At 67.6% G+C, this 21164-nt stretch carries 21 protein-coding genes; 8 read left to right on the top strand and 13 right to left on the bottom strand.

Going from position 1 to position 21164, the window contains the following annotated elements; all coding sequences use genetic code 11:
- Positions 1–1251, top strand: a complete 1251-nt coding sequence (locus tag ACF8LI_RS10315) for a GGDEF domain-containing protein (RefSeq protein WP_046985055.1) — start codon at positions 1–3, stop codon at positions 1249–1251.
- A gap of 22 nt (positions 1252–1273) precedes the next feature.
- Here ACF8LI_RS10315 and ACF8LI_RS10310 read toward each other — a convergent pair whose 3' ends face one another.
- From ACF8LI_RS10310 to ACF8LI_RS10290, 5 genes are all read right to left on the bottom strand, one after another.
- Positions 1274–2296 carry a GGDEF domain-containing protein gene (locus ACF8LI_RS10310; protein WP_016447176.1) on the bottom strand — a complete coding sequence of 341 codons (1023 nt, stop codon included), beginning with the start codon at positions 2294–2296 and terminating at the stop codon, positions 1274–1276.
- 34 nt (positions 2297–2330) lie between these two features.
- A complete protein-coding gene (gene trmB, locus ACF8LI_RS10305) occupies positions 2331–3086 on the bottom strand; it encodes a tRNA (guanosine(46)-N7)-methyltransferase TrmB (protein WP_197065211.1) in 756 nt (251 codons plus the stop codon).
- 64 nt (positions 3087–3150) lie between these two features.
- Positions 3151–4089, bottom strand: coding sequence for a tRNA glutamyl-Q(34) synthetase GluQRS (gene gluQRS / locus ACF8LI_RS10300; protein ID WP_392412573.1), 939 nt, complete (start codon positions 4087–4089; stop codon positions 3151–3153).
- A 66-nt stretch (positions 4090–4155) separates the two neighbouring features.
- Positions 4156–5283: an NAD(P)/FAD-dependent oxidoreductase gene (locus ACF8LI_RS10295; RefSeq protein WP_016447173.1), complete on the bottom strand. Its 1128-nt coding sequence runs from the start codon at positions 5281–5283 to the stop codon at positions 4156–4158.
- Positions 5284–5417: 134 nt separating this feature from the next.
- Positions 5418–6356, bottom strand: coding sequence for a LysR family transcriptional regulator (locus tag ACF8LI_RS10290; protein WP_016447172.1), 939 nt, complete (start codon positions 6354–6356; stop codon positions 5418–5420).
- 132 nt (positions 6357–6488) lie between these two features.
- On the opposite strand from ACF8LI_RS10290, the gene ACF8LI_RS10285 reads away from it, so the two are divergent.
- The 3 genes from ACF8LI_RS10285 (at position 6489) to ACF8LI_RS10275 (ending at position 8344) form a co-directional block, all read left to right on the top strand.
- Positions 6489–7190 (top strand): pirin family protein, encoded by a 702-nt coding sequence (locus tag ACF8LI_RS10285; protein WP_392412571.1) that lies wholly within the window; start codon positions 6489–6491, stop codon positions 7188–7190.
- Between the two features lie 22 nt (positions 7191–7212).
- Positions 7213–7620 carry a DoxX family protein gene (locus tag ACF8LI_RS10280; RefSeq protein WP_016447170.1) on the top strand — a complete coding sequence of 136 codons (408 nt, stop codon included), beginning with the start codon at positions 7213–7215 and terminating at the stop codon, positions 7618–7620.
- A 154-nt stretch (positions 7621–7774) separates the two neighbouring features.
- Entirely contained in the window at positions 7775–8344 is a 570-nt protein-coding gene (locus ACF8LI_RS10275; RefSeq protein WP_046239827.1) for a flavodoxin family protein, read from the top strand.
- Positions 8345–8364: 20 nt separating this feature from the next.
- Here ACF8LI_RS10275 and ACF8LI_RS10270 read toward each other — a convergent pair whose 3' ends face one another.
- The 4 genes from ACF8LI_RS10270 to ACF8LI_RS10255 form a co-directional block, all read right to left on the bottom strand.
- Positions 8365–9699 carry an NAD(P)/FAD-dependent oxidoreductase gene (locus ACF8LI_RS10270; RefSeq protein ID WP_392412712.1) on the bottom strand — a complete coding sequence of 445 codons (1335 nt, stop codon included), beginning with the start codon at positions 9697–9699 and terminating at the stop codon, positions 8365–8367.
- 2 nt (positions 9700–9701) lie between these two features.
- Complete coding sequence (locus tag ACF8LI_RS10265; protein WP_016447167.1) at positions 9702–10457, bottom strand: amino acid ABC transporter ATP-binding protein; 756 nt, start codon at positions 10455–10457, stop codon at positions 9702–9704.
- Positions 10454–11119, bottom strand: a complete 666-nt coding sequence (gene ehuD / locus ACF8LI_RS10260) for an ectoine/hydroxyectoine ABC transporter permease subunit EhuD (RefSeq protein ID WP_250438894.1) — start codon at positions 11117–11119, stop codon at positions 10454–10456. The genes ACF8LI_RS10265 and ehuD overlap by 4 nt, the downstream gene beginning before the upstream one ends.
- Before the next feature lie 87 nt (positions 11120–11206).
- On the bottom strand, positions 11207–11980 hold the full coding sequence (locus tag ACF8LI_RS10255) for an ABC transporter substrate-binding protein (RefSeq protein ID WP_016451665.1): 774 nt from the start codon (positions 11978–11980) through the stop codon (positions 11207–11209).
- Positions 11981–12215: 235 nt separating this feature from the next.
- Between ACF8LI_RS10255 and ACF8LI_RS10250 the strand changes: the two genes are divergently transcribed.
- A complete protein-coding gene (locus tag ACF8LI_RS10250) occupies positions 12216–12995 on the top strand; it encodes an IclR family transcriptional regulator (protein ID WP_016447164.1) in 780 nt (259 codons plus the stop codon).
- Between the two features lie 99 nt (positions 12996–13094).
- Here the strand turns inward: ACF8LI_RS10250 and ACF8LI_RS10245 are convergent, their stop codons facing one another.
- From ACF8LI_RS10245 to ACF8LI_RS10230, 4 genes are all read right to left on the bottom strand, one after another.
- Positions 13095–13868 (bottom strand): sulfurtransferase, encoded by a 774-nt coding sequence (locus ACF8LI_RS10245; protein WP_034365147.1) that lies wholly within the window; start codon positions 13866–13868, stop codon positions 13095–13097.
- A 66-nt stretch (positions 13869–13934) separates the two neighbouring features.
- Positions 13935–14804, bottom strand: coding sequence for a MinD/ParA family protein (locus ACF8LI_RS10240; protein ID WP_016447162.1), 870 nt, complete (start codon positions 14802–14804; stop codon positions 13935–13937).
- Positions 14791–15573, bottom strand: coding sequence for a GGDEF domain-containing protein (locus ACF8LI_RS10235; protein ID WP_017403908.1), 783 nt, complete (start codon positions 15571–15573; stop codon positions 14791–14793). Before ACF8LI_RS10235 ends, ACF8LI_RS10240 begins: the two co-directional genes overlap by 14 nt.
- A 31-nt stretch (positions 15574–15604) precedes the next feature.
- The gene (locus ACF8LI_RS10230) at positions 15605–17350 is read right to left on the bottom strand and encodes a SulP family inorganic anion transporter (protein ID WP_016447160.1); all 1746 of its coding nucleotides are present in this window, start codon (positions 17348–17350) and stop codon (positions 15605–15607) included.
- A 150-nt stretch (positions 17351–17500) separates the two neighbouring features.
- On the opposite strand from ACF8LI_RS10230, the gene ACF8LI_RS10225 reads away from it, so the two are divergent.
- From ACF8LI_RS10225 to ACF8LI_RS10215, 3 genes are all read left to right on the top strand, one after another.
- Positions 17501–17971 carry a BON domain-containing protein gene (locus tag ACF8LI_RS10225; protein ID WP_016447159.1) on the top strand — a complete coding sequence of 157 codons (471 nt, stop codon included), beginning with the start codon at positions 17501–17503 and terminating at the stop codon, positions 17969–17971.
- Positions 17972–18071: 100 nt separating this feature from the next.
- Positions 18072–19301 carry a PLP-dependent transferase gene (locus ACF8LI_RS10220; protein WP_392412569.1) on the top strand — a complete coding sequence of 410 codons (1230 nt, stop codon included), beginning with the start codon at positions 18072–18074 and terminating at the stop codon, positions 19299–19301.
- A gap of 98 nt (positions 19302–19399) precedes the next feature.
- Complete coding sequence (locus tag ACF8LI_RS10215; RefSeq protein WP_047327362.1) at positions 19400–21151, top strand: alkaline phosphatase; 1752 nt, start codon at positions 19400–19402, stop codon at positions 21149–21151.
- The last annotated feature ends 13 nt before the right edge of the window (positions 21152–21164 follow it).

Genomic DNA, 21164 nt, shown 5'->3' with positions numbered 1-21164 from the left:
ATGCCCCGCTTCCGTTCGATCGCCTCCTTGCTGATTGTGCGCATCATGCTGCTGGCCGTGGCCTGCATGCTGGTGTTCGGCGGTGCCCACGCCTGGTGGGAGTACCGCAAGGGGCAGCAGGAGTTTCGCCGTTCCATGGAGACGGTGGTGACCAACAGCATGATCTCGCTGTCGGCCGCGCTGTGGGATATAGAGCCTGCCCTGGTGCACGAGCAGGTGCAGTGGCTGGGCCGGTTGCCCCTGGTCGGCCATGTGCAGCTGCGCGTCACCTCCACGGGCGAGATGTACGAGGCCGGCGAGCCCAGGGATGGCCAGGCTCCCGCCGTGTCCATGGCCATTGCGGCGCCCAGGCACAGCCAGTCCAGCCTGCCGCTGGGTGAGTTGCAGGTCTGGGAAAACCGGGGCCACTACCTGGAGGTGCTGCGCGACTCCACGCTGCGTGTGCTGCTGGGCTATGCGCTGTTCACGGCCCTGGTCTGCCTGATGGTGGCCTGGGTGATGCGCCGCGAACTTCGCCAGCCGCTGCAGCAGATTGCAAGCTTTGCGGCCAGCCTCAAGCCCAACGAGCTGTCGCGGCCACTGGTGCTGGAGCGGACCCGGCGCGGCCAGCACGACGAGATCGATCTGGTGGTGCAGGGCTTTGCCCAGCTGCAGCATGACCTGCGCGGCCACATCGAGCATCTGGACCTGCTGGTGGCCCAGCGCACCGGGCAACTGCAGGAGCTGGTGGAAGAGGTCAAGCGCATGTCGCTGACCGACGCGCTGACCGGCTGCCTCAACCGGCGCGCCATGGACGAGCGCCTGGCGGCCGAGGTCGTCCAGAGCCGGGACCGGGGCGCGGCGCTGAGCGTGATGTTCGTGGACGTGGACCACTTCAAGCGGGTGAACGACAGGCACGGCCATGCCGCTGGCGACGCCGCGCTGCGCGAGGTGGCGCTGCGCTGCCAGCGTGCGCTGGAGCTGGATTCGTCGGCGCACTGGATGGCGCGCTACGGCGGGGAGGAGTTCCTGATCGTGATCCCAGGTGTCGCTGCGGCCCGGGCCGGGGCACTGGCCGGTCAACTGCGCGAGACCGTGCGCACCACGCCCGTGCATGTCCACGGGCTGGATCTGATGCTGACGGCCAGCTTTGGCGTGGCCCAATTGCGTGGCGGCGAGGGCGTGCAGCAACTGCTGCAGCGTGCCGATGCCATGCTCTACGAGGCTAAGCACGCCGGGCGCGACTGCGTGCGCGTGGCCGACCCGGCCTGACCGGCCTGCCCTCAGGTCGGGCTCAGAACAGTTCGATGTCGTTGCTGTTCACCTGGGGTGCCAGCAATCCCTGGGTGATCAGGTCGCCGTAGTACCAGGTCTGGTTGCGGCCATGCTCCTTGGCGTGGTAGAGCGCCTGGTCGGCATGCCCCAGAACCTCCACGGGCGCGCCCGTGCCCATGGCGGCAAATCCCGCGCTCACGGTGATGCGGCCGACCTGGGGAAACTCATAGCTCTCCACATCGTGGCGCAGGCGCTCCAGCGCCTTGCGCGCATTGGCCAGGCTGACCGAGCGCAGCAGCACCACGAACTCCTCTCCGCCGAAGCGGAATACGCGGTCCTTGGCATCGAAGCAGCTGCGCAGGATGTTGGCCACCAGGATCAGCACCTCGTCGCCATACAGATGGCCGAAGCGGTCGTTGATGCGCTTGAAATGGTCGATGTCGATGGCGGCCAGCCACTGGCCCGGAACATCTTGCGTGGCCACGCCAGGCATGGCTGCCGGCGGCTCCTGCAGAGACAGGCGCAGGAACTGCTCGTCGAAGGTCTTGCGGTTGAGCAGGCCGGTCAGCGCGTCGCGCTCGCTGTAGTCCAGCAGGCTCTGGTAGTTGTGATAGACGCCGAAGATGCCCTGGATCACATCCAGCCGGCTGGGCGAGAAGGCCGTGGACTGGGCAATCTCCAGGCAGTGGTAGGCCGTCTCCTGGCGCCACAGCGGCAGCCACAGCACATGGCGGCCATCGGGCTGCACGGCCGAGGCGACCAGGGCGCGCTGCTGCAGGGCCTGCTGCAGCGAGGGCATGGAGGACAGCTCCACGCTCTGCGGGTCGTACAGGGCCTCGGCATCGGTGGACATGACCTCATCGCCCTGGCTCCAGGTGCGCGCACGCACGCAGTGCCTGCCGTCAGGCATGGCGAACAGCTCCAGCGCCCGCACCTGCACCACGCCGTTGAGCTTGAACAAGGTGGACAGCACCGAGATTTCCAATCGCAGATGGTCCCGGTGGGCCGTCATCTCGACCAGATTCTGTAGCAATGGCTGCATGCGAGGCCTTGTCTTGGAGGAGGGCGCGACCGGCTCAGCGGCGCTCAAACACCAGATCCCATACGCCGTGGCCCAGGCGGATGCCGCGGTTCTCGAACTTGGTCAGCGGCCGGTAGTCGGGCTTGGCGGCATAGCCTTGTGCCGTGTTGGCCAGCAGGGGCTCGGCGCCCAGCACTTCCAGCATCTGCACTGCGTAGGGTTCCCAGTCGGTTGCGCAGTGGATGTAGCCACCGGGGCGCAGCCGGCGCGCCAGCTTGGCCACCAGCGGCTCCTGGATCAGGCGGCGCTTGTTGTGCTTCTTCTTGTGCCAGGGATCGGGAAAGAAGATGTGTACGCCGTCGAGGCTGGCCTCGGGCAGCATGTTGTCTATGACTTCGACGGCGTCGTGCTGCAGGATGCGGATGTTGGTGATGTCCTGCTCGCCAATGCGCTTGAGCAGGGCGCCCACGCCAGGCTCGTGCACCTCGCAGCATAGGAAGTTGTCGTCCGGGCGCACGCGCGCAATGTGTGCCGTGGCCTCGCCCATGCCGAAGCCGATCTCCAGGATCAGCCGGCCCTGGCGGCCATAGGTGGCTGCGGCGTCCAGCGGCGCGGCCTGGTAGTTGAGCACGAAGCGCGGGCCCAGTTCCTCGAAGGCCTTGGCCTGGCCGGTCGTGGTGCGGCCGGCGCGGCGCACATAGCTCTTGATGGTCTTGGGATGGGCCACGCCCTCGGGCGGCTGGCCGGTACGCGCGGCCGCAGGCGTGGAGGGTGAAGGGCAATCATGCGGCGTGCCGGAGGCAGCGGGCATGGTGTTCGGGATGTCGCCGTCCATGGACTGCTCGGCGTGGGAGGAAGGAATTGGGTTCACGGGCTCAATTGTATGTATGGCGCCAGCTCCGTACCCAGAACTGCAGCGCTTCGCCCAATGCGGTCTGTGGAGAAGGCTGGGGCAGGCCCAGGTGGGTGGCGGCGGTGCGAAGCGTGGCCAGGGGGACGCTCAGGTCCAGGGCGGGGGCGCCGTGCTGCTTGGAAAGTTTCTCGCCGTCAGGCATGAGCACCAGCGGCGTATGCAGGTACTGCGGGGCGGGCAGGCCCAGGGCGCGCTGCAGCAGCATCTGGCGGGGCGTATTGTCGGCGAGGTCGGCGCCGCGCACCACATGGGTGACGCTCTGCAGGCCGTCATCGACGACCACGGCCAGCTGATAGGCCCACAGGCCATCGGCCCGGCGCAGCACGAAGTCGCCGACGCTGTGGGTCACGTCCTGTTGCTGGGCGCCCATGCGGCGGTCCTGCCAGTGCAGCACGGGGTGGCGGCCGGCAAAGTGGTCCAGCGCAAAGCGCCAGGCGCGGGGGCTCTTGCCATGCAGGCCGTCGCGGCAGGTGCCGGGGTAGGGGCGCTCCACATGGCGTTCATGGATCCAGCCCAGGCGGTCCCAGGCGGCCTCGATGTCCTTGCGCGTGCAGCCGCAGGGATAGGCCAGGCCGCTGGCCTTGAGCTGCTCCACAGCGGCCTCGTAGAGGGCGCCGCGGCGGGATTGCCAGACCGGCTCCTCGTCGGGCAGCAGGCCGCAGGCGGCGAGCTGGCCCAGGATGGCCATGTCGGCACCGGGCTGGCAGCGCGGGGGATCTATGTCCTCGATGCGCACCAGCCAGCGCCCGCCGTGGGCCCGGGCATCCAGCCAGCTGGCCAGCGCTGCCACCAGGGAGCCTGCGTGCAGCAGGCCCGTGGGCGAGGGCGCAAAGCGGCCCACATAGGGGGAGGCCGCGGTGGCAATGCCGGGAGCGGGGGACTGAGGGACGGCGCAAATCATCGGGGCCGGATGTTAAAGCCTCGCGCCGCCCCTTGCCATGACCTGGGAGCCGGACACTGCCCCGGCTCAGTCCGCAACCATGGCCAGCGCCATCTCCAGCCCCGAGACGAAGGCATCCTCGACACGGCGGCCAATGCACCAGTCGCCGCACAGGCCCAGGCCGGCGTCCTTGTTGCGCAAATGGCTGCTGCCCAGCGGCGACAGGGTCTGGGCATGGGGCCAGAGATAGACGCTGGCATGGCGGGGGGGGATGCGGATGCGCGTGATCTCGCCAAAGGCCTTCTGCATCTTGGCCAGCACGCGGGGCGCGTCGTCGGATCGGTGCTCCTGGGACCATTGGGGGCTGGCCAGCACGGTCCATCGCTCGCTCTGGGAGCGTCCCGGCTTGGACGATTCGCGCGCCACCCAGACTGCACGCTCATGGGTGGTACGGGCTGCATTCCACTGTGGGCCCAGGGTGGACAGGCCGGCCTCGGTGGCCATGGGATAGGACAGCGTCAGCGCCCAGCAGGGTGCCATCTCCACGGCCGCCATGCCCTGCACCAGCGACAGGGCCAGGGGCGTGGTCTGCAGCAGCTGGCGCGCCTGGGGCGCGGGCAGGGCGAGTATCACTTCATCGAATCCGGTGCGGATCTGCGTGGTCGGCTCGGTCGTCTCCACATGCAGGCTCCAGCCGCGCGAGCCGGGCTGGCGTTCGAGCTTGGTCACGCGCTGGCCCAGATGCAGGCGGTCGGCGTCCCACAGCGGCGCGGCCCAGGCCATGGGCAGGGCCTGCATGTCGGGCGTGGCCACCCAATGGGCCTCGGTGGGTGCGGGTGCGGCGCTGGACTGGCGACCCTGCGCATCCAGCACGCGCAGCGTGCTCACGCTCCAGGGGCGGCACAGGCCGGGCACGGTCTGCAGGGCCAGCTCGAAGCGCTTGTCGCGCACGGTGAAATACTGCGCGCCGATGTCGAAGGCGCCATGCGCGGCGTTGACGGAGCGCATGCGCCCGCCCACCTGGGGCAGCCGTTCGTAGACATGGACATCGTGGCCGGCCTGCATCAGCGTGCGGGCGCAGGCCAGGCCCGCCATGCCGGCACCGATCACGGCGATGCGGCGCGCGCCGGCCTTGGGGCGCGCCTTGGAGGCTTCGGGGGGCTTGGTGGCCTTTTTCTTGACCGTGGACTTGGAGGCGGCGCGGGAAGCGTTCATGGAGCAGACCTTTGCGGGCAGTGGCAGATTCCGGGAAGCATGTCCTTGCCGGCCTGCTTCGCCGCAGCGGCGGAGCAGGCCGGGACCTGTAACCACTCTACACCCGCACAGACCGCCCGGCGGCGTGCGCCAGCTCAATGTCGGTGATGATTTTCCATGAGAGCGCGGCGCGTGGCGGGGCTTTCCAGCTGCTGCAGCCACCACTGCAGCGCGCGCGGCGGGTCCTGCTGCGGCGGGCAGGACCATGCGTAGTGCATGCGCACATTGCGCGAGGGCCGGGCGACCTGGCGCGTTACCAGCAGGCCGGCCTGCACATAGACGTCGGCCATGAAATGGGGCAGGAAGCCGCAGCCTATGCCGCGCACCTGGGCCTCGATCTTGGCCTGCATGGAGTCCACGGTGAAGATGTCCTGGCCGCTGAGCAGGCCCATGCTGGCGCTGTCGCGCAGGCCTGAATCGGCCACGGCGATGATGCGGTGCTGCAGCAGCGTCGCGTCGGTGATGGGCTCGGGCGCCGTGGCCAGCGGATGGTGGGGCGCCACGGCAAAGACGAAGTCCAGCTCGCCCAGTTCGCAGGCCTGCAGGCCCGCCACGTTGCTGGAGTTGACGGCCACGCCGATGGCCAGGTCGGCGCGGCCCGAGGTCAGCGTCTCCAGCGTGCCGGTGAGGATGCCGTCGCGCAGCTTCAGCCGCGTGGGCGGCTGCATGGCGTAGAAGGCCTCGACCAGTTCCAGCATGGGCGTGCGCGCCACGGCGCCGTCCACCACGATGGTCAGATGCGGCTCCCAGCCCGTGGCCACACGGCGCACGCGGTGGGCCACGGTGTCGATCTCATGCAGCAGCCGGGTGCCTTCGCGCAGCAGTTCCCGGCCGGCCTCGGTGGGCTGGGCGTGGCGCGAGCGGCGGTCGAACAGCAGCACGTCCAGCGCATCCTCGATCTGGCGCACGCGGTAGGTCAGGGCACTTGGCACCAGGCCCAGCTGGCGTGCGGCGGCGGCAAAGCTGCCGGCCTCGGCAATGGCCTGGAGCATGGCCAGGCTGTCGGGAGTGAGCACGTCGCGGGGGCTGGGCATGGGGCGTTATGGATTCAAAAGCTTTGAATGATGCCATCAATCCCGCTGTGCCTGGCCTGCTACAGCGGCTTCTACAGTGGAGCCACCGACGCAAGAGTTTTGAAGATCTGACCAGTTGAAAGGGACATACACATGATCGCCCTGCGCAAATCCCGCGAACGCGGCCATGCCGACCACGGCTGGCTGCGCTCGCACCACAGCTTCTCGTTTGCGGGCTATCACGATCCGCGCCACATGGGCTTTGGCAACCTGCGCGTGATCAATGAAGACCATATCGCCCCGGGCACGGGCTTTGGCGCCCATGGCCACAAGGACATGGAGATCATCAGCTACGTGCTCGAAGGCCGGCTCTCGCACAAGGACAGCATGGGCAATGAGCAGACCGTCTCGCCGGGAGAGGTGCAGCGCATGAGCGCCGGCTCGGGCGTGGTGCACAGCGAGCACAACCACGCACCGGGCCAGACCACGCATTTCCTGCAGATCTGGCTGCTGCCCAGCGAGACGGGCATTGCGCCCGGCTATGCGCAGAAAGCCTTTGCCGACGAGGAAAAGCGCGGCCGCCTGCGCCTGGTGGCCTCGCCCGATGGCGCGGATGGCTCGGTCACCGTCCATGCCGATGCCCGGCTCTATGCCGGCCTGTTCGACGGCGATGAGCACGCCGAAATGGAGCTGCCCCCCGGCCGCAAAACCTATGTGCACCTGGTGCGCGGCGCGCTGAGCGTCAATGGGCAACGGCTGACAACGGGCGATGCGGCCCTTGTGGAGAATGAACCGCGACTGCGCCTGCACGACGGGGAACAGTCCGAGGTCCTGGTGTTCGATCTGCAAGCCTGAGCATTCACGAGGAGTAACCATCATGCTGAACCGTCTGAGCAACCCGCTGGCGCTGGCCGGCCGCATCCTGATCGCGCTGATGTTCGTGCCTGCGGGCTTTCAGAAAATCGGAGGCTTCGCCGGCACGGTGGGCTATGCGGCCTCGGTGGGCATGCCCATGCCGCAGATCGGCGTGGCCGTGGCCCTGGTGGTGGAGATCGTCGGCGGGCTGGCCCTGCTGCTGGGCTGGTGCACGCGCTGGGCGGCCCTGGCGCTGGCCTTCTTCACGCTGGTGGCCAGCTTCTTCTTCCATGCCTACTGGAGCGTGCCGGCTGACGCGGCCATGATGCAGCAGCTGCTGTTCTGGAAGAACATCGCCGTCACGGGCGGCCTGCTGGGCTTTGCCGCCCATGGCGCCGGTGGCTGGAGTGTGGATGCACGGCGCCATTGAGTGGCCCGCGCACTGCTGCCGGCTCCTTTATTTTTGTTAGGCTACCGGCCTGAGTGGGCCCCGCAGCAGCGCTGTGGGGCCTTTTGGCGTGGATGATCGATGAATGTGGCGCCTGCCGGCCTGGAGCCGTGGCCGGCGCCCGAGGATTTCTTGTATGGCAGATATCGTGGTGGTCTACCACTCGGGTTACGGGCACACCCAGCGCATGGCCCAGGCCGTGGCTGATGGCGCGGGTGCGCGCATGCTGGCCATAGACAGCGACGGCCAGCTGCCTGCCGGCGGCTGGGAGCTGCTGGCGGCGGCAGATGCCATCATCTTCGGCTCGCCCACCTACATGGGCGGGCCCAGCTGGCAGTTCAAGCGCTTTGCCGATGCCTCGTCCAAGCCGTGGTTCGTGCAGGCCTGGAAGGACAAGCTGTTCGCCGGCTTCACCAACAGTGCCAGCGTCAACGGCAACAAGCAGACCACGCTGGACTATCTGTTCCAGCTGGCCATGCAGCACGGCGGGCTGTGGGTGGGCAGCGGCATGCTGCCGTCCAACGCGCGCGCCGCGCAGCGCAACGACCTCAACTGGATAGGCGCCTTCAGCGGCGCCATGGCGCAATCGGCCTCGGATGCCTCGGCCGCCGAGATGCTGCCGGGCGACCTGGAGACCGCGCGCCTGTTCGGCGAGCGCGTGGCGCAGCAGGCACTGCGGCTGGTGCGCCAGGCCGGCGCGGCTTGATCGGCCGGCTCCACTGAACCTCACGCACCCAGCCGGTCCAGCAGGCTGTACCAAGCCACCCCTGCCGCTATGTACAACCGTTGCAACCCATGCAGCGGTATCGGCTGAACCGGCGTTACCGGAAAGGGGCAGGCCGGCGCATTTCCGCCGGCCATCAGCGCGGCCGCCTCCCGCCCCAGCAGGGTAGCCATGGCAATGCCGCGGCCGTTGTAGCCCAGGGCCATGGTGATGCCGGGGGCAGGCTGGTGCAGGTGGGGCATGAAGTCGCGTGTGACGGCGATGCGCCCTGCCCAGCGGTACTCGTATTGGAGGGGGCCCAGTCCGGGGAACATCAGCGCCACGGCGCGTTCCAGGTGGGCATAGTCGCCTGCACCCTGCGGGTCCGCAAAATGTCCGCGCCCGCCCATGAGCAGACGGCCTTGTGCGTCCTTGCGAAAGTACAGCAGCAGGCGCTGCGAGGTCGAGCCTGTCTCGCCCCCGGGCAGGATGTGCGCGCCCGCCTTGCCCAGGGGCTGCGTGGCCACGATGAAGCTGTTGGCTGCCAGTACCGTGCGCGCCAGGCCAGGCCACAGGCCATCGGTATAGCCGTTGGTGGCCAGCAGCACCTGCCTGGCCTGTATGCGTTGACCCTGGGCCGTGGTGGCGGCCCAATGGTCCGTGCCCTGTCGCTCCAGTGCCAGCACGGGCGATCCGCTGTGGACCTGCGCGCCCAGGGTCTGTGCGGCGCGCACCAGTCCGCGCACGTAGGCCAGGGGCTGTATGGCGCCGGCGCGGCCATCCAGCCAGCCGCCGGCAAACGCGGGCGTGCCGGTGCGTGCTGCCGTGGCAGTGCGGTCCAGCAGTTCCACGCGCACGCCGCGCCGCTCCCACTGCCGGGCGCGCGCATGCATGCCGTCCACCGCCTGCTGGGTGTATCCGACCTGCAGCCAGCCGGCGCGCACGGGCGCACAGTCGATGCCGTGGCGTTCGATCAACCCGTACACAAGGTCGGCCGAGCGGGAGACGGCGTCGATCAGCCGCTCGCCACGAGCGGCGCCGTGGATGCGCTGCAGTTCGTCGGGGTCGTACTTGAGGGTGGGGTTCACCTGGCCGCCGTTGCGGCCCGACGCGCCCCAGCCGGGAGCATGGGCGTCAACCACGCACACGCTGGCGCCGCTTTCGGCCAGGTGCAGTGCTGCCGACAGGCCGGTATATCCCGCGCCGATCACCAGCACGTCGGTGGTGGTCAGCGCTGCCGCCAGCGGTGGCGTGGGCGGTGCGGCGGGTGCAGTGGCCGCCCACAGCGATGGCGCTGACGGGTGCGACAGCACGGGGCGTACCGACGAAGACGATGCGATGGAGGCGGTAGCTGCCATCGTCATGCCGCACCTTCTGATGGCGCACAGTGCTGGTGCAGCACGCGCCGCAGGAAGTCCTGCGTGCGTGCATGGCGCGGTGCGCCCAGCACCTGGGCCGAAGGGCCTTCCTCCACGATGGTGCCGCCGTGCAGAAAGCACACGCGGTCGGCCACCTCGCGAGCAAAGGCCATCTCGTGCGTGACCACGATCATCGTCATGCCTTCTTCGGCCAGCTGGCGCATCACGCCCAGCACGTCGCCTACCAGTTCGGGGTCCAGGGCCGAAGTGGGTTCGTCGAACAGCATGGCCTCTGGCTTCATGGCCAGGGCGCGGGCAATGGCCACCCGCTGCTGCTGCCCGCCCGAAAGCTGTGCGGGCCAAGCCTGTGCCTTGTCTGCCAGACCTACCTTGCGCAGCAGCTCCAATGCCTCGGCATGGGCCTGGCCGGGCGCCTGGCCCTTCACATGGATGGGGCCTTCCATCACGTTCTGCACCACGGTGCGGTGCGGGAAGAGGTTGAAGCGCTGGAAGACCATGCCCATGCGGCTGCGCAGCGCGTGGATGGACGGCGCGCGTGTGTCCACGCGCTCACCGAAGGCGCGCACCTCGCCGCCCTGGTACGACTCCAGGCCGTTGATGCAGCGCAGCACCGTGGACTTGCCTGAACCCGAAGGGCCGATCAGACACACCACCTCTCCACGTGCCACGCGCAGGTTGACGCCCCGCAGCACGCGATGCTCGCCGTAGGCCTTTTCCAGGTGATCGATCTCGATCATGGCGACTTCCTTCCCGCTCCAAAGCGCTTCTCCAGACACCTGAGCCCCCATACCAGCGGCAGGCTCATGGCCAGGTAGAGCAGGGCGACCAGGGTGTAGACCGTCATGTTCTGGAAGGTGGACGCTGCGATCAGCTGGCCCTGGCGCGTCATCTCGGCCACGGTGATGGTGGAGACCAGGGACGAGTCCTTGAGCATCATCACCAGGGTGTTGCCGTAGGGCGGCAGCGCTATGCGGAATGCCTGCGGCAGCACCACGCGGCGCATGAGCAGGGCCGGTCGCATGCCCATGGCCAATGCGGCTTCCCGCTGGCCTGGGTCCACCGCCTCGATGCCGGCGCGGAAGTTTTCTGCCTGATAGGCCGAATAGGCAATGCCCAGGCCGATCACCCCGGCCTGGAAGGCGGTGAGCTGGATGCCGACCTCGGGCAGCACGAAGTAGATGTAGAACAGCTGCACGATGATGGGCAGGCCCCGTATCACATTGACCACGGTCGACGCGGCCCACGAGACGGCGCGCACGGGTGAGAGCTTGCCCAGCGCCAGCACCAGTCCGATCGCGCTGGACAACAGGAACGACAGCGCGGTGACCTGCACTGTGACCACCGCTCCTTGCAGCAGGATGGGCAGGAACTCTCGCGCGTGCTGCACAAATGCTTGCATGGCGTACTTTCCTCGAAGGTGTCATTGCCGTGCATTGCGCGGCAAAGGGGGTGATGCGCGAGGCGATCCGACGGGCGTCCGATGTCCTCAGATGCCCCACTTCTTGACGATCTGGGCCAGGGTGCCGTCTGCCTTGATGGTGGCGATGGCCTTGTTCAGGCGGGCCAGTGTTTCGGTGTCACCCTTGCGCACCACCAGGCACACATCCCCCACGTTGGAGGGCTTGTAGCTTTCGGCCAGCTTCACGCCCTGGAAGCTGTGCTGGCGTATCTGGTAGGCAATGATGGGCTGGTCACCCAGCCCTGCCTTGATGCGGCCAAGCGCCAGGTCGCGCGTCATGTCGGCTACCGAGTCGTAGCTGCGCACTTCCCTGAAGATGCCCTTTTTCTGCAGCAGGTCGTAGAACACCGTGCCCACCTGGGCACCGACGACCTCGCCCTTGAGGTCGTCCAATGACACATAGGCCTTGGCATCGTCGGCCTTGACGATCAGGCCCTCGCCGTAGGAGTAGACCGCATCGCTGAAATCGACCACCTGCTGGCGTGCGGCGGTCTTGAGCATGGCCGCCGAGATGATGTCGATCTTGCTGGATGTGAGCGAGGGGATCAGCGCCGCAAAGCTGGTCTGCTGCACATGGGCCTGGAAGCCTCCGGCCTTGGCCACGGCCTGCATGGTGTCGACCATCATGCCCTGGATGCTGTTGCTCTTGACGTCCAGAAAGGTGAACGGAATGCCTGTGGGCGTGGCGCCCACGTTGTAGCTGGCCGGGGCGCTGCCGCCTTGCGCCGCAGCCAGCGCGACGGCGCCGGCGGCACACAGGCCCAAGGCGAGGTGGAGGACGCGGTGGACAAAACCTGGCATTGCCTGACTCCTTGGCGTGAACGACGGAAGGAAAGAGCAGGGACAGGTCACCTTGGGGGCAGCCCTCGCCTGCAGCGGAGAATTCTCGGAACCGTGCCAATGATCAATGTGGATGAATCTTTAAAAAATAAGAAAAAACCACTAAGCAATTCAAAGAAATCGATATGCGATTCTTTTGATGTGGATGCCTATACTTGCCGCCATGCAAGCACCGTCTCAACCCGCTTCGTCACCGATGGATGACGACACCAACCCCCTGTTCAACCAGTCGCTGGAGAAGGGCCTGGCCGTGCTCTGCGCCTTCAGCGCGCAGCACCGGAGCATGACGCTGGCCGATGTGGCCGCCGCTGCGGGCATCAACAAAAGCTCGGCGCAACGCATGGTGTTCACGCTGGAGCAGTTGGGCTATGTCCGCAAGCATCCGCAAACCCGGCGCTACCAGCTCGCGCCGCGCGTCATGCGCGTGGGCTACAACTACCTGGCGGCCAACCCGGTGATCGACCTGGCCAATCCGTATCTTTCGGAACTGACCAAGATCACGACCGAGACCACCTGCCTGACCGAGCCCGACGGGCTGGAGATGGTCTACGTGGCACGCTTCATCAGCGCCCAGTTTGTGCCGGTGCACATGCCCATTGGAAGCCGCATCCCCATGTACTGCACTGCCTCGGGGCGTGCCTGGCTGAGCGCACTGCCCGATGAAGAAGCCCTGGCCCTGCTGCGCCAGAGCGAGCGGACCGCGCACACACGTTTCACCATCACGGACGAGGCCGCCATCCTCGATGAGCTGGCCCAGGCGCGTCAGCGCGGCTATGCCGTCAACCGGGAGGAACTCTTTCTGGGCGACATGACGCTGGGCGCGCCCGTCATCGGCAGCCATGGCCGCCCCGTGGCTGCCGTGCACATCGTCGCGCCGACCAGCCGATGGACGGTGGAGGAGGCGCAGGCCCGCCTGGGCCCAGGGCTGCTGGCCTGCGCCCGCTCGCTCAGCAACTCGGTGCGTGCCCTGGGTTGAACGGCAGCCGATGCTGCAGCCGGTATGGCCGCATTGGTGGTGCACGCCGCAAGCGTGGTGTGCATGCCCCGGGCTTCAGGTCAGGGCTGGGGGATCGGCCTATGCAGACGGAGTCTCCTGGGCCTGCGGATGCTCCAGCTGGGGTGCGGCCGACAGGTCCGCACCCACGGCGCGGCGCTCGTCGAAGACGAAGCAGCCGCCGTCATAGAAGGCGCCGTCGGTCTCCTCGAAGTACTTGAGGATGCCGCCCTCGAGCTGATAGACATGGTCCAGGCCTTCGTCCTGCATGAGGATGGCGGCCTTCTCGCAGCGTATGCCGCCCGTGCAGTAGCTGACCACGGTCTTGCCGGCCAGTTCGGCCTTGTGGGCGCGCAGCGCGGGCGGGAATTCGGTGAACTTGGTGATGCGCCAGTCGATGGTGCCCTTGAAGGCGCCGGCATCGACCTCGAAGTCGTTGCGCGTATCCAGCGTCACCACCTCGCGGCCCTCGTCATCGTGGCCCTGCTGCAGCCAGCGGCGCAGCGTGGCGGGGCTGACAGAAGGCGCGCGACCCTCTGCCGGGCGGATGGTGGGGTGGTCCATGCGGATGATCTCGCGCTTGACCTTGACCAGCATCTTGCGGAAAGGCACGGTGTCGGACCAGCTTTCCTTGGGGGCCAGGTCGGCAAAGCGCTCATCGGTGCGCAACTGATCGACGAAGCTGTGCACCGCCTGGGCGGGGCCTGCCAGGAAGAAGTTGATGCCTTCCTCGGCCAGCAGGATGGTGCCCTTGAGCGCAAGGGCCTGGGCGCGTTCGGCCAGGGTGTCGCGCAGCGCCGCTGCGTCGGGCAGCGGCGTGAACTTGTAGCAGGAAATATTGAGGATATCGGGCACAGGCAGGCAGGCGGGGGGCGGCAAGGGCCGCAGGTTGGATCGGGTCGCCGGCGAGGGGCGGCCCGATCAGCCGCCCGACACCAGCAGGGCCTTGATTTTATTGGCCAGCTGGGCCACGGCCAGCGAAGCCGGTGCACCGGGCATGGATTGCAGCAGCAACTGGCGTCGCATCACGGCCTCGCGCACGGCCGGGTCGGAGGGAATGTCGCCCAGGTGCGTGAGCCGCAATGGCTCGCCGGAGGCCGTGCTGACAAAGCGGTTGAGCACCTGCTGGAGCTGACCCGTGATGGCGCGGCCATCGCCGGGACGCGCGGCCTGGTTGATGGCCAGGCGGATCTGCTGGCGCTTTTGCTGAATGGCAAGCACCTTGATGGCCGCATAGGCATCGGTCAGCGAGGTGGGCTCGGGCGTGGCGATGACCAGCACTTCGGTGGCCATGGACACCGAGAACAGCACCACGTCGGAGATGCCCGCGCCCGTGTCCAGCAGCACGATGTCGTAGCGAGGAGCCAGCGTCTCGATGGTGTGCGTGAACTGCTGGCGGATCTCGGGCGTGAGCCGCGAGTACTCGATCATCCCCGAGCCGGCCAGCAGCACCGAGTAGCCGCCGGGGGCGGGCAGGATGGCTTCCTCCAGCGTGGAACGGCCGGTGAACACATCGTGCAGCGTGACCTTGGGGTAGAGGTTGAGCACCACGTCCAGGTTGGCCAGGCCCAGGTCGGCATCGAGCACCAGGACCTTGAGGCCATGGCGTGTCAGCGCTGCGGCCAGGTTGGCCGAAACGAAGGTCTTGCCCACGCCGCCCTTGCCGCTGGTCACGGCGATGATGTGTCCGCGCGGCTTGGCGCGCACGGCATCGCTCATCGAAACGGCAGCGGGCAGGGAGGGGTGGGGAATGGCGTTGTCGCTTACCACCGGGCTATCAGCGGAGTCCATCTTCGGGGTCCACATCGGTTGCAATATCTGGATTCAGCCCATTGTCAAACGGGGAGGGGGCATACAAAGGTCCGAAAAGCAGGCTTTTTTCCTCCGCGCTTACCGTACTGTCTGGTTGTTCTTCAATGTGCACGCGGTTGCGGCCGGCAGACTTGGCCAGGTACAACTGTTTGTCGGCACGCTCGGTCCACAAGGTCGTGGTGCTGCGTATCCACTGCAGCGCATAGGCGCCGCCGATGCTGATGGTGATCTGCAGTGTCAACGTGGGTGAGATGACCACCGGCATGCGCTCGATGGCGCTGCGTATGCGCTCGGCCACGGACAGGCCGAACGTCGCAGGGCAGGCCGGCAGCACGATGGCGAACTCCTCGCCTCCGTAGCGGGCCAGCGTGTCCATGGGGCGCACGCAACTGGTCAGGGTTCGGGCCACCGACTGCAGAACCCGGTCGCCGACGATATGGCCGTGCTGGTCGTTGATCTGCTTGAAATGGTCGATGTCCAGCATCAGCATCAGCGCCGCTTCGCCCGAGCGCGCCACACGGTCGATCTCGCGCTCGGCAATGGTGCGGAAATGGCGGCGGTTGGCCAGTCCCGTGAGCGGGTCGCGCAGCGACAGCGAGCACAGTTCATCGATCAGCGCCTGCAGGTATCGCGTCGGCGAATCCGTGGGCAAATGGACCGCCCCGCCAGCGTGGGTAACCAGCGCGTGGGCTGTGGCCAGGCGCAGGTCGCGCAGGTATACGGATTGGTGGGAGGCGGGGGCAGTCACAGAGGGCTGAATCAAAAGCCGGTGAAGTGTATCAGTGTGTAGGCTCAATTGTCGCCGCGCCGGCGTCGACTTTTGCACCATCGCTGGTAACAGATGTTGATCCCGGCCGAGATATGAAGGGCGGCAGGGCCAGCGCGGCGAGGAATTCCGCATCGGTGCGGTACAGCCGCAGGTGCGGCCCGCGGTGCAGGGCGCCGGCGCGCAGCAGCACCTGCTCGGCCGGCAACTTCAGGCCCACCACGTGCAGCACGCCGCTGCGCTTGGCCACCAGCAGCTGCAGGCGCACGAAGGTCTCCACGCCCGTCACGTCGATGCGGTTGATGGGCTGGGCCAGCAGGCACAGGTGATGCGTCTCGGGGCGCAGCGCCCATTCGTCGCCGATGCGTCGCTCCAGGGCCGAGGCCGAGCCGAAGTCCAGCTCGGCATCCATGCGCAGGGCCAGCAGGCCTGGCGCCAGCGGAGGCAGCTGCCAGAGATTGCGGTCGCGCAGGCTGCCATCAGGATGCTGGCCCACCTCGATGATGCGCGGGTGCAGGCGCTGGTAGAGGAAGTAGCCCAGGCTCAGCACGATGCCCGCGAACACGCCCCAGTACATGCGCGGCGCCGTGACGATGGTCAGCAGCAGCGTGGCCAGGGCAATGCTGCCCTCCACGCGCGACACCTTGAACAGCTGCAGCAGCACACGCGGCTTGACGAGGTTGACCACGGCCGTGATCACGATGGCCGCCAGCGCCGCCTTGGGCACGTGGTACAGCGCCGGGATGAACCACATCACCACGATGACCACCAGCAGGATGGAGAACACGTTGGACCATCCCGTCTTGGCGCCGGCCAGCAGGTTCACGGCCGAGCGCGAGAACGAGGCGCTGGTGGCAAAGCTGCCGAACAGGCCCGCACTGATCTTGGACAGGCCCTGGGCGACCAGGTCCTGGTTCTCGTTCCAGCGCGTGCCGGCCTGCTGGTGCTCCACCTGGGCGCTGGAGGCCGTCTCCAGAAAGCTCACCAGCGAGATCACCAGCACCGGCATCACCAGGGCGCCGAACTCGTCCCAGCTCAGCAGCCCCGGCAGCTGGAAGCTGGGCAGGCCCGCGGGCAGATGGCCGACCACGGCGCCGCCGTCGTCGGCAAAGTCCGTGGCCCAACTGATCACGCCGGTCAGCGCGATGATGAAGATGGCCGAGGGAAAGGCCGCACGCCAGCGCTTGGCGAGCACGAGCAAGGCAATGCTGGCCATGCCGTAGACGATGGACTGCCAGTCGAAAAGCTGCAGCGACGGCGTGTTCCAGACGGCACCCCAGGTCGAGCGCAGGCCCAGCAGCGTGGGCAGCTGCGAGGCCAGGATCAGCAGCGCCGCAGCCTGCGTGAAGCCCGTGAGCACGGGCGAGGTCACCAGGTTGAGCAGCCAGCCGGCGCGCATCAGCCCCAGCGACCACTGCACCAGGCCCGACAGAATCGCCATCCATGCGGCCAGCGCCACCCAGTGCGCGGAGCCGGGCTCGGCCAGGCCCGTGAGCGAGGCGCCGATCAGCAGCGCGCTCAGGGCCGTGGGTCCCACGCCCAGACGGGGCGAGCCGCTGAACAGCACGGCCACCAGGGCCGGAACGATGGATGCGTAAATGCCCGTGATCAGCGGCATGCCCGCAAGGGCGGCATAGGCCACGCCCTGGGGCAGAAGCATCAGACCAACGGTGAGACCTGCCCAGAACTCCCCGCGCAGCACGGCTGCCGAAGGTTTGGGCCATGCCAGGAAGGGAAACCAGCGCGCCAGGGAATGCATGGCCGCTATTGTCATGCTAACTGGATGGTGCCGGGATGTTCGGGCTTGTCCTACAGGCGCTTGCGTCGGCGTCGTATGGGTTTGTCCCAGGGCCCTCAATAAAGTCGAGGCCTGTGTTGACCGCCTCACAACTATTCAAGGAGTAACCGCATGACTTTCATCACCCAACGCTGCTGCCAGATCCTCGCCGTGTCTGCCCTGGCCTTCGGCCTTGCCGCCTGCGGCAAGACCGAAGACACTGCGGGCCAGAAGCTCGACTCTGCGGTTCAGCAGTCCCAGCAGGCCGCGCAAAGCGCCGGCCAGAAGATCGACAACGCCATGAGCAGCGCCGGCACCAAGATCGAGGAAGGTGCTGCCAAGGCCGAAGCGGCCACCAACAACGCCATGAGCCAGGCAGGCGCCGCACTCGACGACGCCGGCATTACGGCCCAGATCAAGGCCGACCTGATCAAGGAGCCCGATATCTCCGCCCTCAAGATCGACGTGGACACCAAGGCAGGCGCCGTGACGCTGACCGGCTCGGTCCCCAGCGAAGCACTCAAGATGCGCGCAGGCGACATTGCCAAGTCCGTCAAGGGCGTGAACAACGTCAGCAACATGCTGGAGATCAAGGCCAGCTGATCGCAGCCACCGGCTCCGTTGCCCTTGTGAAAACCAGGCGGATTCCCCGCCTGGTTTTTTTATGCCCGAACGCTGCAGCCCAGCGCATAAGATGCGCTGCATGAGCACACCCGACCTGCAGATCAGCACCCATCTCATCCACCATCCCTACCAGCCGCCCGAGGGCTTTGTTGCGCCGCAGCCGCCCGTGCACAAGGCCTCGACGGTGATCTTCGAGAACGTGGCGGCCATGCGCCGGCGCCAGTGGCTGGACAAGAGCAGCTATACCTACGGCCTGCACGGCACGCCCACCACCTTCTTGCTGGAAGAGCGCCTGAGCGCGCTGGAAGGCGGCCTGCAGTGCCTGCTGGTACCCAGCGGCCTGGCTGCGATTGCGACCACCTCCCTGGCCCTGCTGCGCACCGGCGACGAGATGCTGCTGCCCGACAACGCCTACGGCCCCAACAAGACCTTGAGCGAGGGAGAGCTGGCCCATTTCGGCGTGCGCCACCAGTGCTATGACGCCATGGATGTTGCCGACCTCGAAGCCAAAATCACGCCCAAGACGCGTTTGGTCTGGCTGGAGGCGCCGGGCTCGGTCACCATGGAGTTCCCCGACCTCATCGCCATGGTGCGCCTGTGCCGCGAGCGGGGCATCACCACCGTGCTGGACAACACCTGGGGCGCGGGCCTGGCCTTCAACCCCTTCGATCTGCTGGCCGATGGAACGCACAGCCTGGGCGTGGATGCCACCGTGCATGCGCTGACCAAGTACCCCAGCGGCGGTGGCGACGTGCTCATGGGCAGCATCATCACGCGCGACCAGGCGCTGCACATGCGCATCAAGCTGGCGCACATGCGCCTGGGCCTGGGCGTGGGCGGCAACGACACCGAGGCCGTGTTGCGCTCCCTGCCCAGCATCGCGCTGCGCTACCACGCCCAGGACCGCGCCGCGCGCGAGCTGGCGCGCTGGCTGCAGCAGCAGCCGGCCGTGGCCCAGGTGCTGCACCCGGCGCTGGAAGGCGCTCCGGGCCACGAGAACTGGACGGCGCTGTGTGGCGCAGCCGCAGGCGGCGAGGGCGTGGCCGCCGGCCTGTTCAGCGTGGTCATCGATCCGCGCCACGGCCAGCAGGCCGTGGACCGCTTCTGCGACAGCCTGCGCCTGTTCAAGATCGGCTACAGCTGGGGCGGTCCCATCAGCCTGGTCGTGCCCTATGAGCTGTCGTCCATGCGCAGCTGCCCCACGCCCCAGCTGCGCAGCGGCACCGTGGTGCGCTTTGCCATCGGCCTGGAAGCGGTGCAGGACCTGCGTGCCGACCTGGAGCAGGCCCTGGCCGCCGCGTTTGCATAGTTGAGCGCCAGGCGCAGGTGACATCTGCCTGTCACCTGCGCCGCCGATGCTCGCTGGCTTCATACCACCCCACGGAGGCCTTCGGGCCCCGGTCCAGCATGAAGCACAAAGAGAGCATCACCAACATCCTGCAGCAGGCGAAAGCCGGCTCCCGCGAATCCGGCCTCGTGGCCAGCCGCCGCCATTTCGTGCGCGGCATGGGCGCCTCGGCCCTGGCGCTGCCACTGGCTGGCTGCGGCGGGTCGGATGGCGACAGCCGCATTCCCGTCGAGTTCCGCCACGGCGTGGCCAGCGGCGACCCGTTGAGTGACCGCGTCATCCTCTGGACCCGCGTGACGCCGCCGCAGGGCCATTCCAGCGACATCGAGGTGGAGTGGGAAGTGGCATCGGACGCCGACTTCAAGACCCTCGTGACTTCGGGCAAGGCCATGGCGCGCGCCACCCAGGATTTCACCTTCAAGGCCGATGCCACGGGCCTCAGGCCCGCCACGCGCTACCACTACCGCTTTCGCTGCCAGGGCATGACCAGCGCCACGGGCCGCACGCGAACCCTGCCCGTGGGCGCCGTGCAGCAGGTCAAGCTGGCCGTGTTTTCCTGCGCCAACTACCCGGCCGGCTACTTCAATGTCTACGCGCATGCGGCACGCCAGGGCGACCTGGACGCCACCGTGCATCTGGGCGACTACATCTACGAATATGCGCGCGGCGGCTATGCCAACGGCAAGGCCGAAGCCATGCAGCGCCAGAGCCTGCCGGCCAACGAAATCGTCAGCCTGGCCGACTACCGCCAGCGCCATGCCCAGTACAAGAGCGATGCCGACCTGCAGGCCCTGCATGCGGCAGCGCCCATGATTGCGGTCTGGGACGACCACGAAGTCTCCAATGACACCTGGATGCACGGCGCCGAGAACCACCAGCCGGCCACCGAAGGCGACTTCGAGCTGCGCAAGGTGGCCGCGCTCAAGGCCTATCACGAGTGGATGCCCACGCGCAACGCACAGCCCGAGATCATCTACCGCAGCTTCGCCTTCGGCGACCTGCTGGCGCTGCACATGCTGGACACGCGCGTCATCGGGCGCGACGAACAGCTGGACTACGCCGACTATTTCACGGCACAGGGGCTGGACGCGGCGCGCTTTTCCTCCGACATGGCCAATCCCGCACGCCAGCTCATGGGCGCCACGCAGACCCAGTGGCTTGGCCAGCAGATGGCGGCCTCGCAGGCCACCTGGCAGGTGCTGGGCCAGCAGGTGCTGATGGGGCGCATGGAGCTGCCGGCGCCCTTGCTGATGGACATCCTCAGCCCCGGCAGCGGTGTCTCGCTGCCGGCCTACGCGGCGCTGCTGGCCAAGGCCCAGGCCAACCCGGCCAGCCTGACGGCGGCGGAAAAGGCCATCCTGGCCCAGCCCAGCATTCCCTACAACCTCGATGCCTGGGACGGCTACGCCGTGGCTCGCGAGACCGTGCTGGCCACGGCGCGCAGCCTGGGCAAGAACCTGGTCGTGCTGGCCGGTGACACCCACAACGCCTGGGCCAGCGAGCTGCGCGACCGCAGCGGGCAGGGCGTGGGCGTGGAGTTCGCCACCTCGTCCGTCAGCTCGCCCGGCTTCGAGGACTACCTGCCCGGCCAGGATCCGGCCCAGTTGCGTGGCGCGCTGCTGCAGTTCATCAACACGCTCAAGTACTGCGATACCTCCCGCCGCGGCTACATGATCGTCACGGCAACCCCCCAGGCCTGCCAGGCCGAATGGATCTATGTGGATACGGTGTTCAGCCGCCAGTATCAGACCGTGCGGGACGCGGCCTGGAAGGTGCTGCCCGGCCAGCCGGGCAAGCTGGTGCAGGCCTGAGGGCGGACCGGGG

The organism is Delftia sp. WSY_12 (genome assembly GCF_043104645.1).
Taxonomy (GTDB): Bacteria; Pseudomonadota; Gammaproteobacteria; order Burkholderiales; family Burkholderiaceae_C; genus Comamonas; species Comamonas tsuruhatensis.
This window is presented reverse-complemented; position numbering and strand designations above follow the sequence as displayed.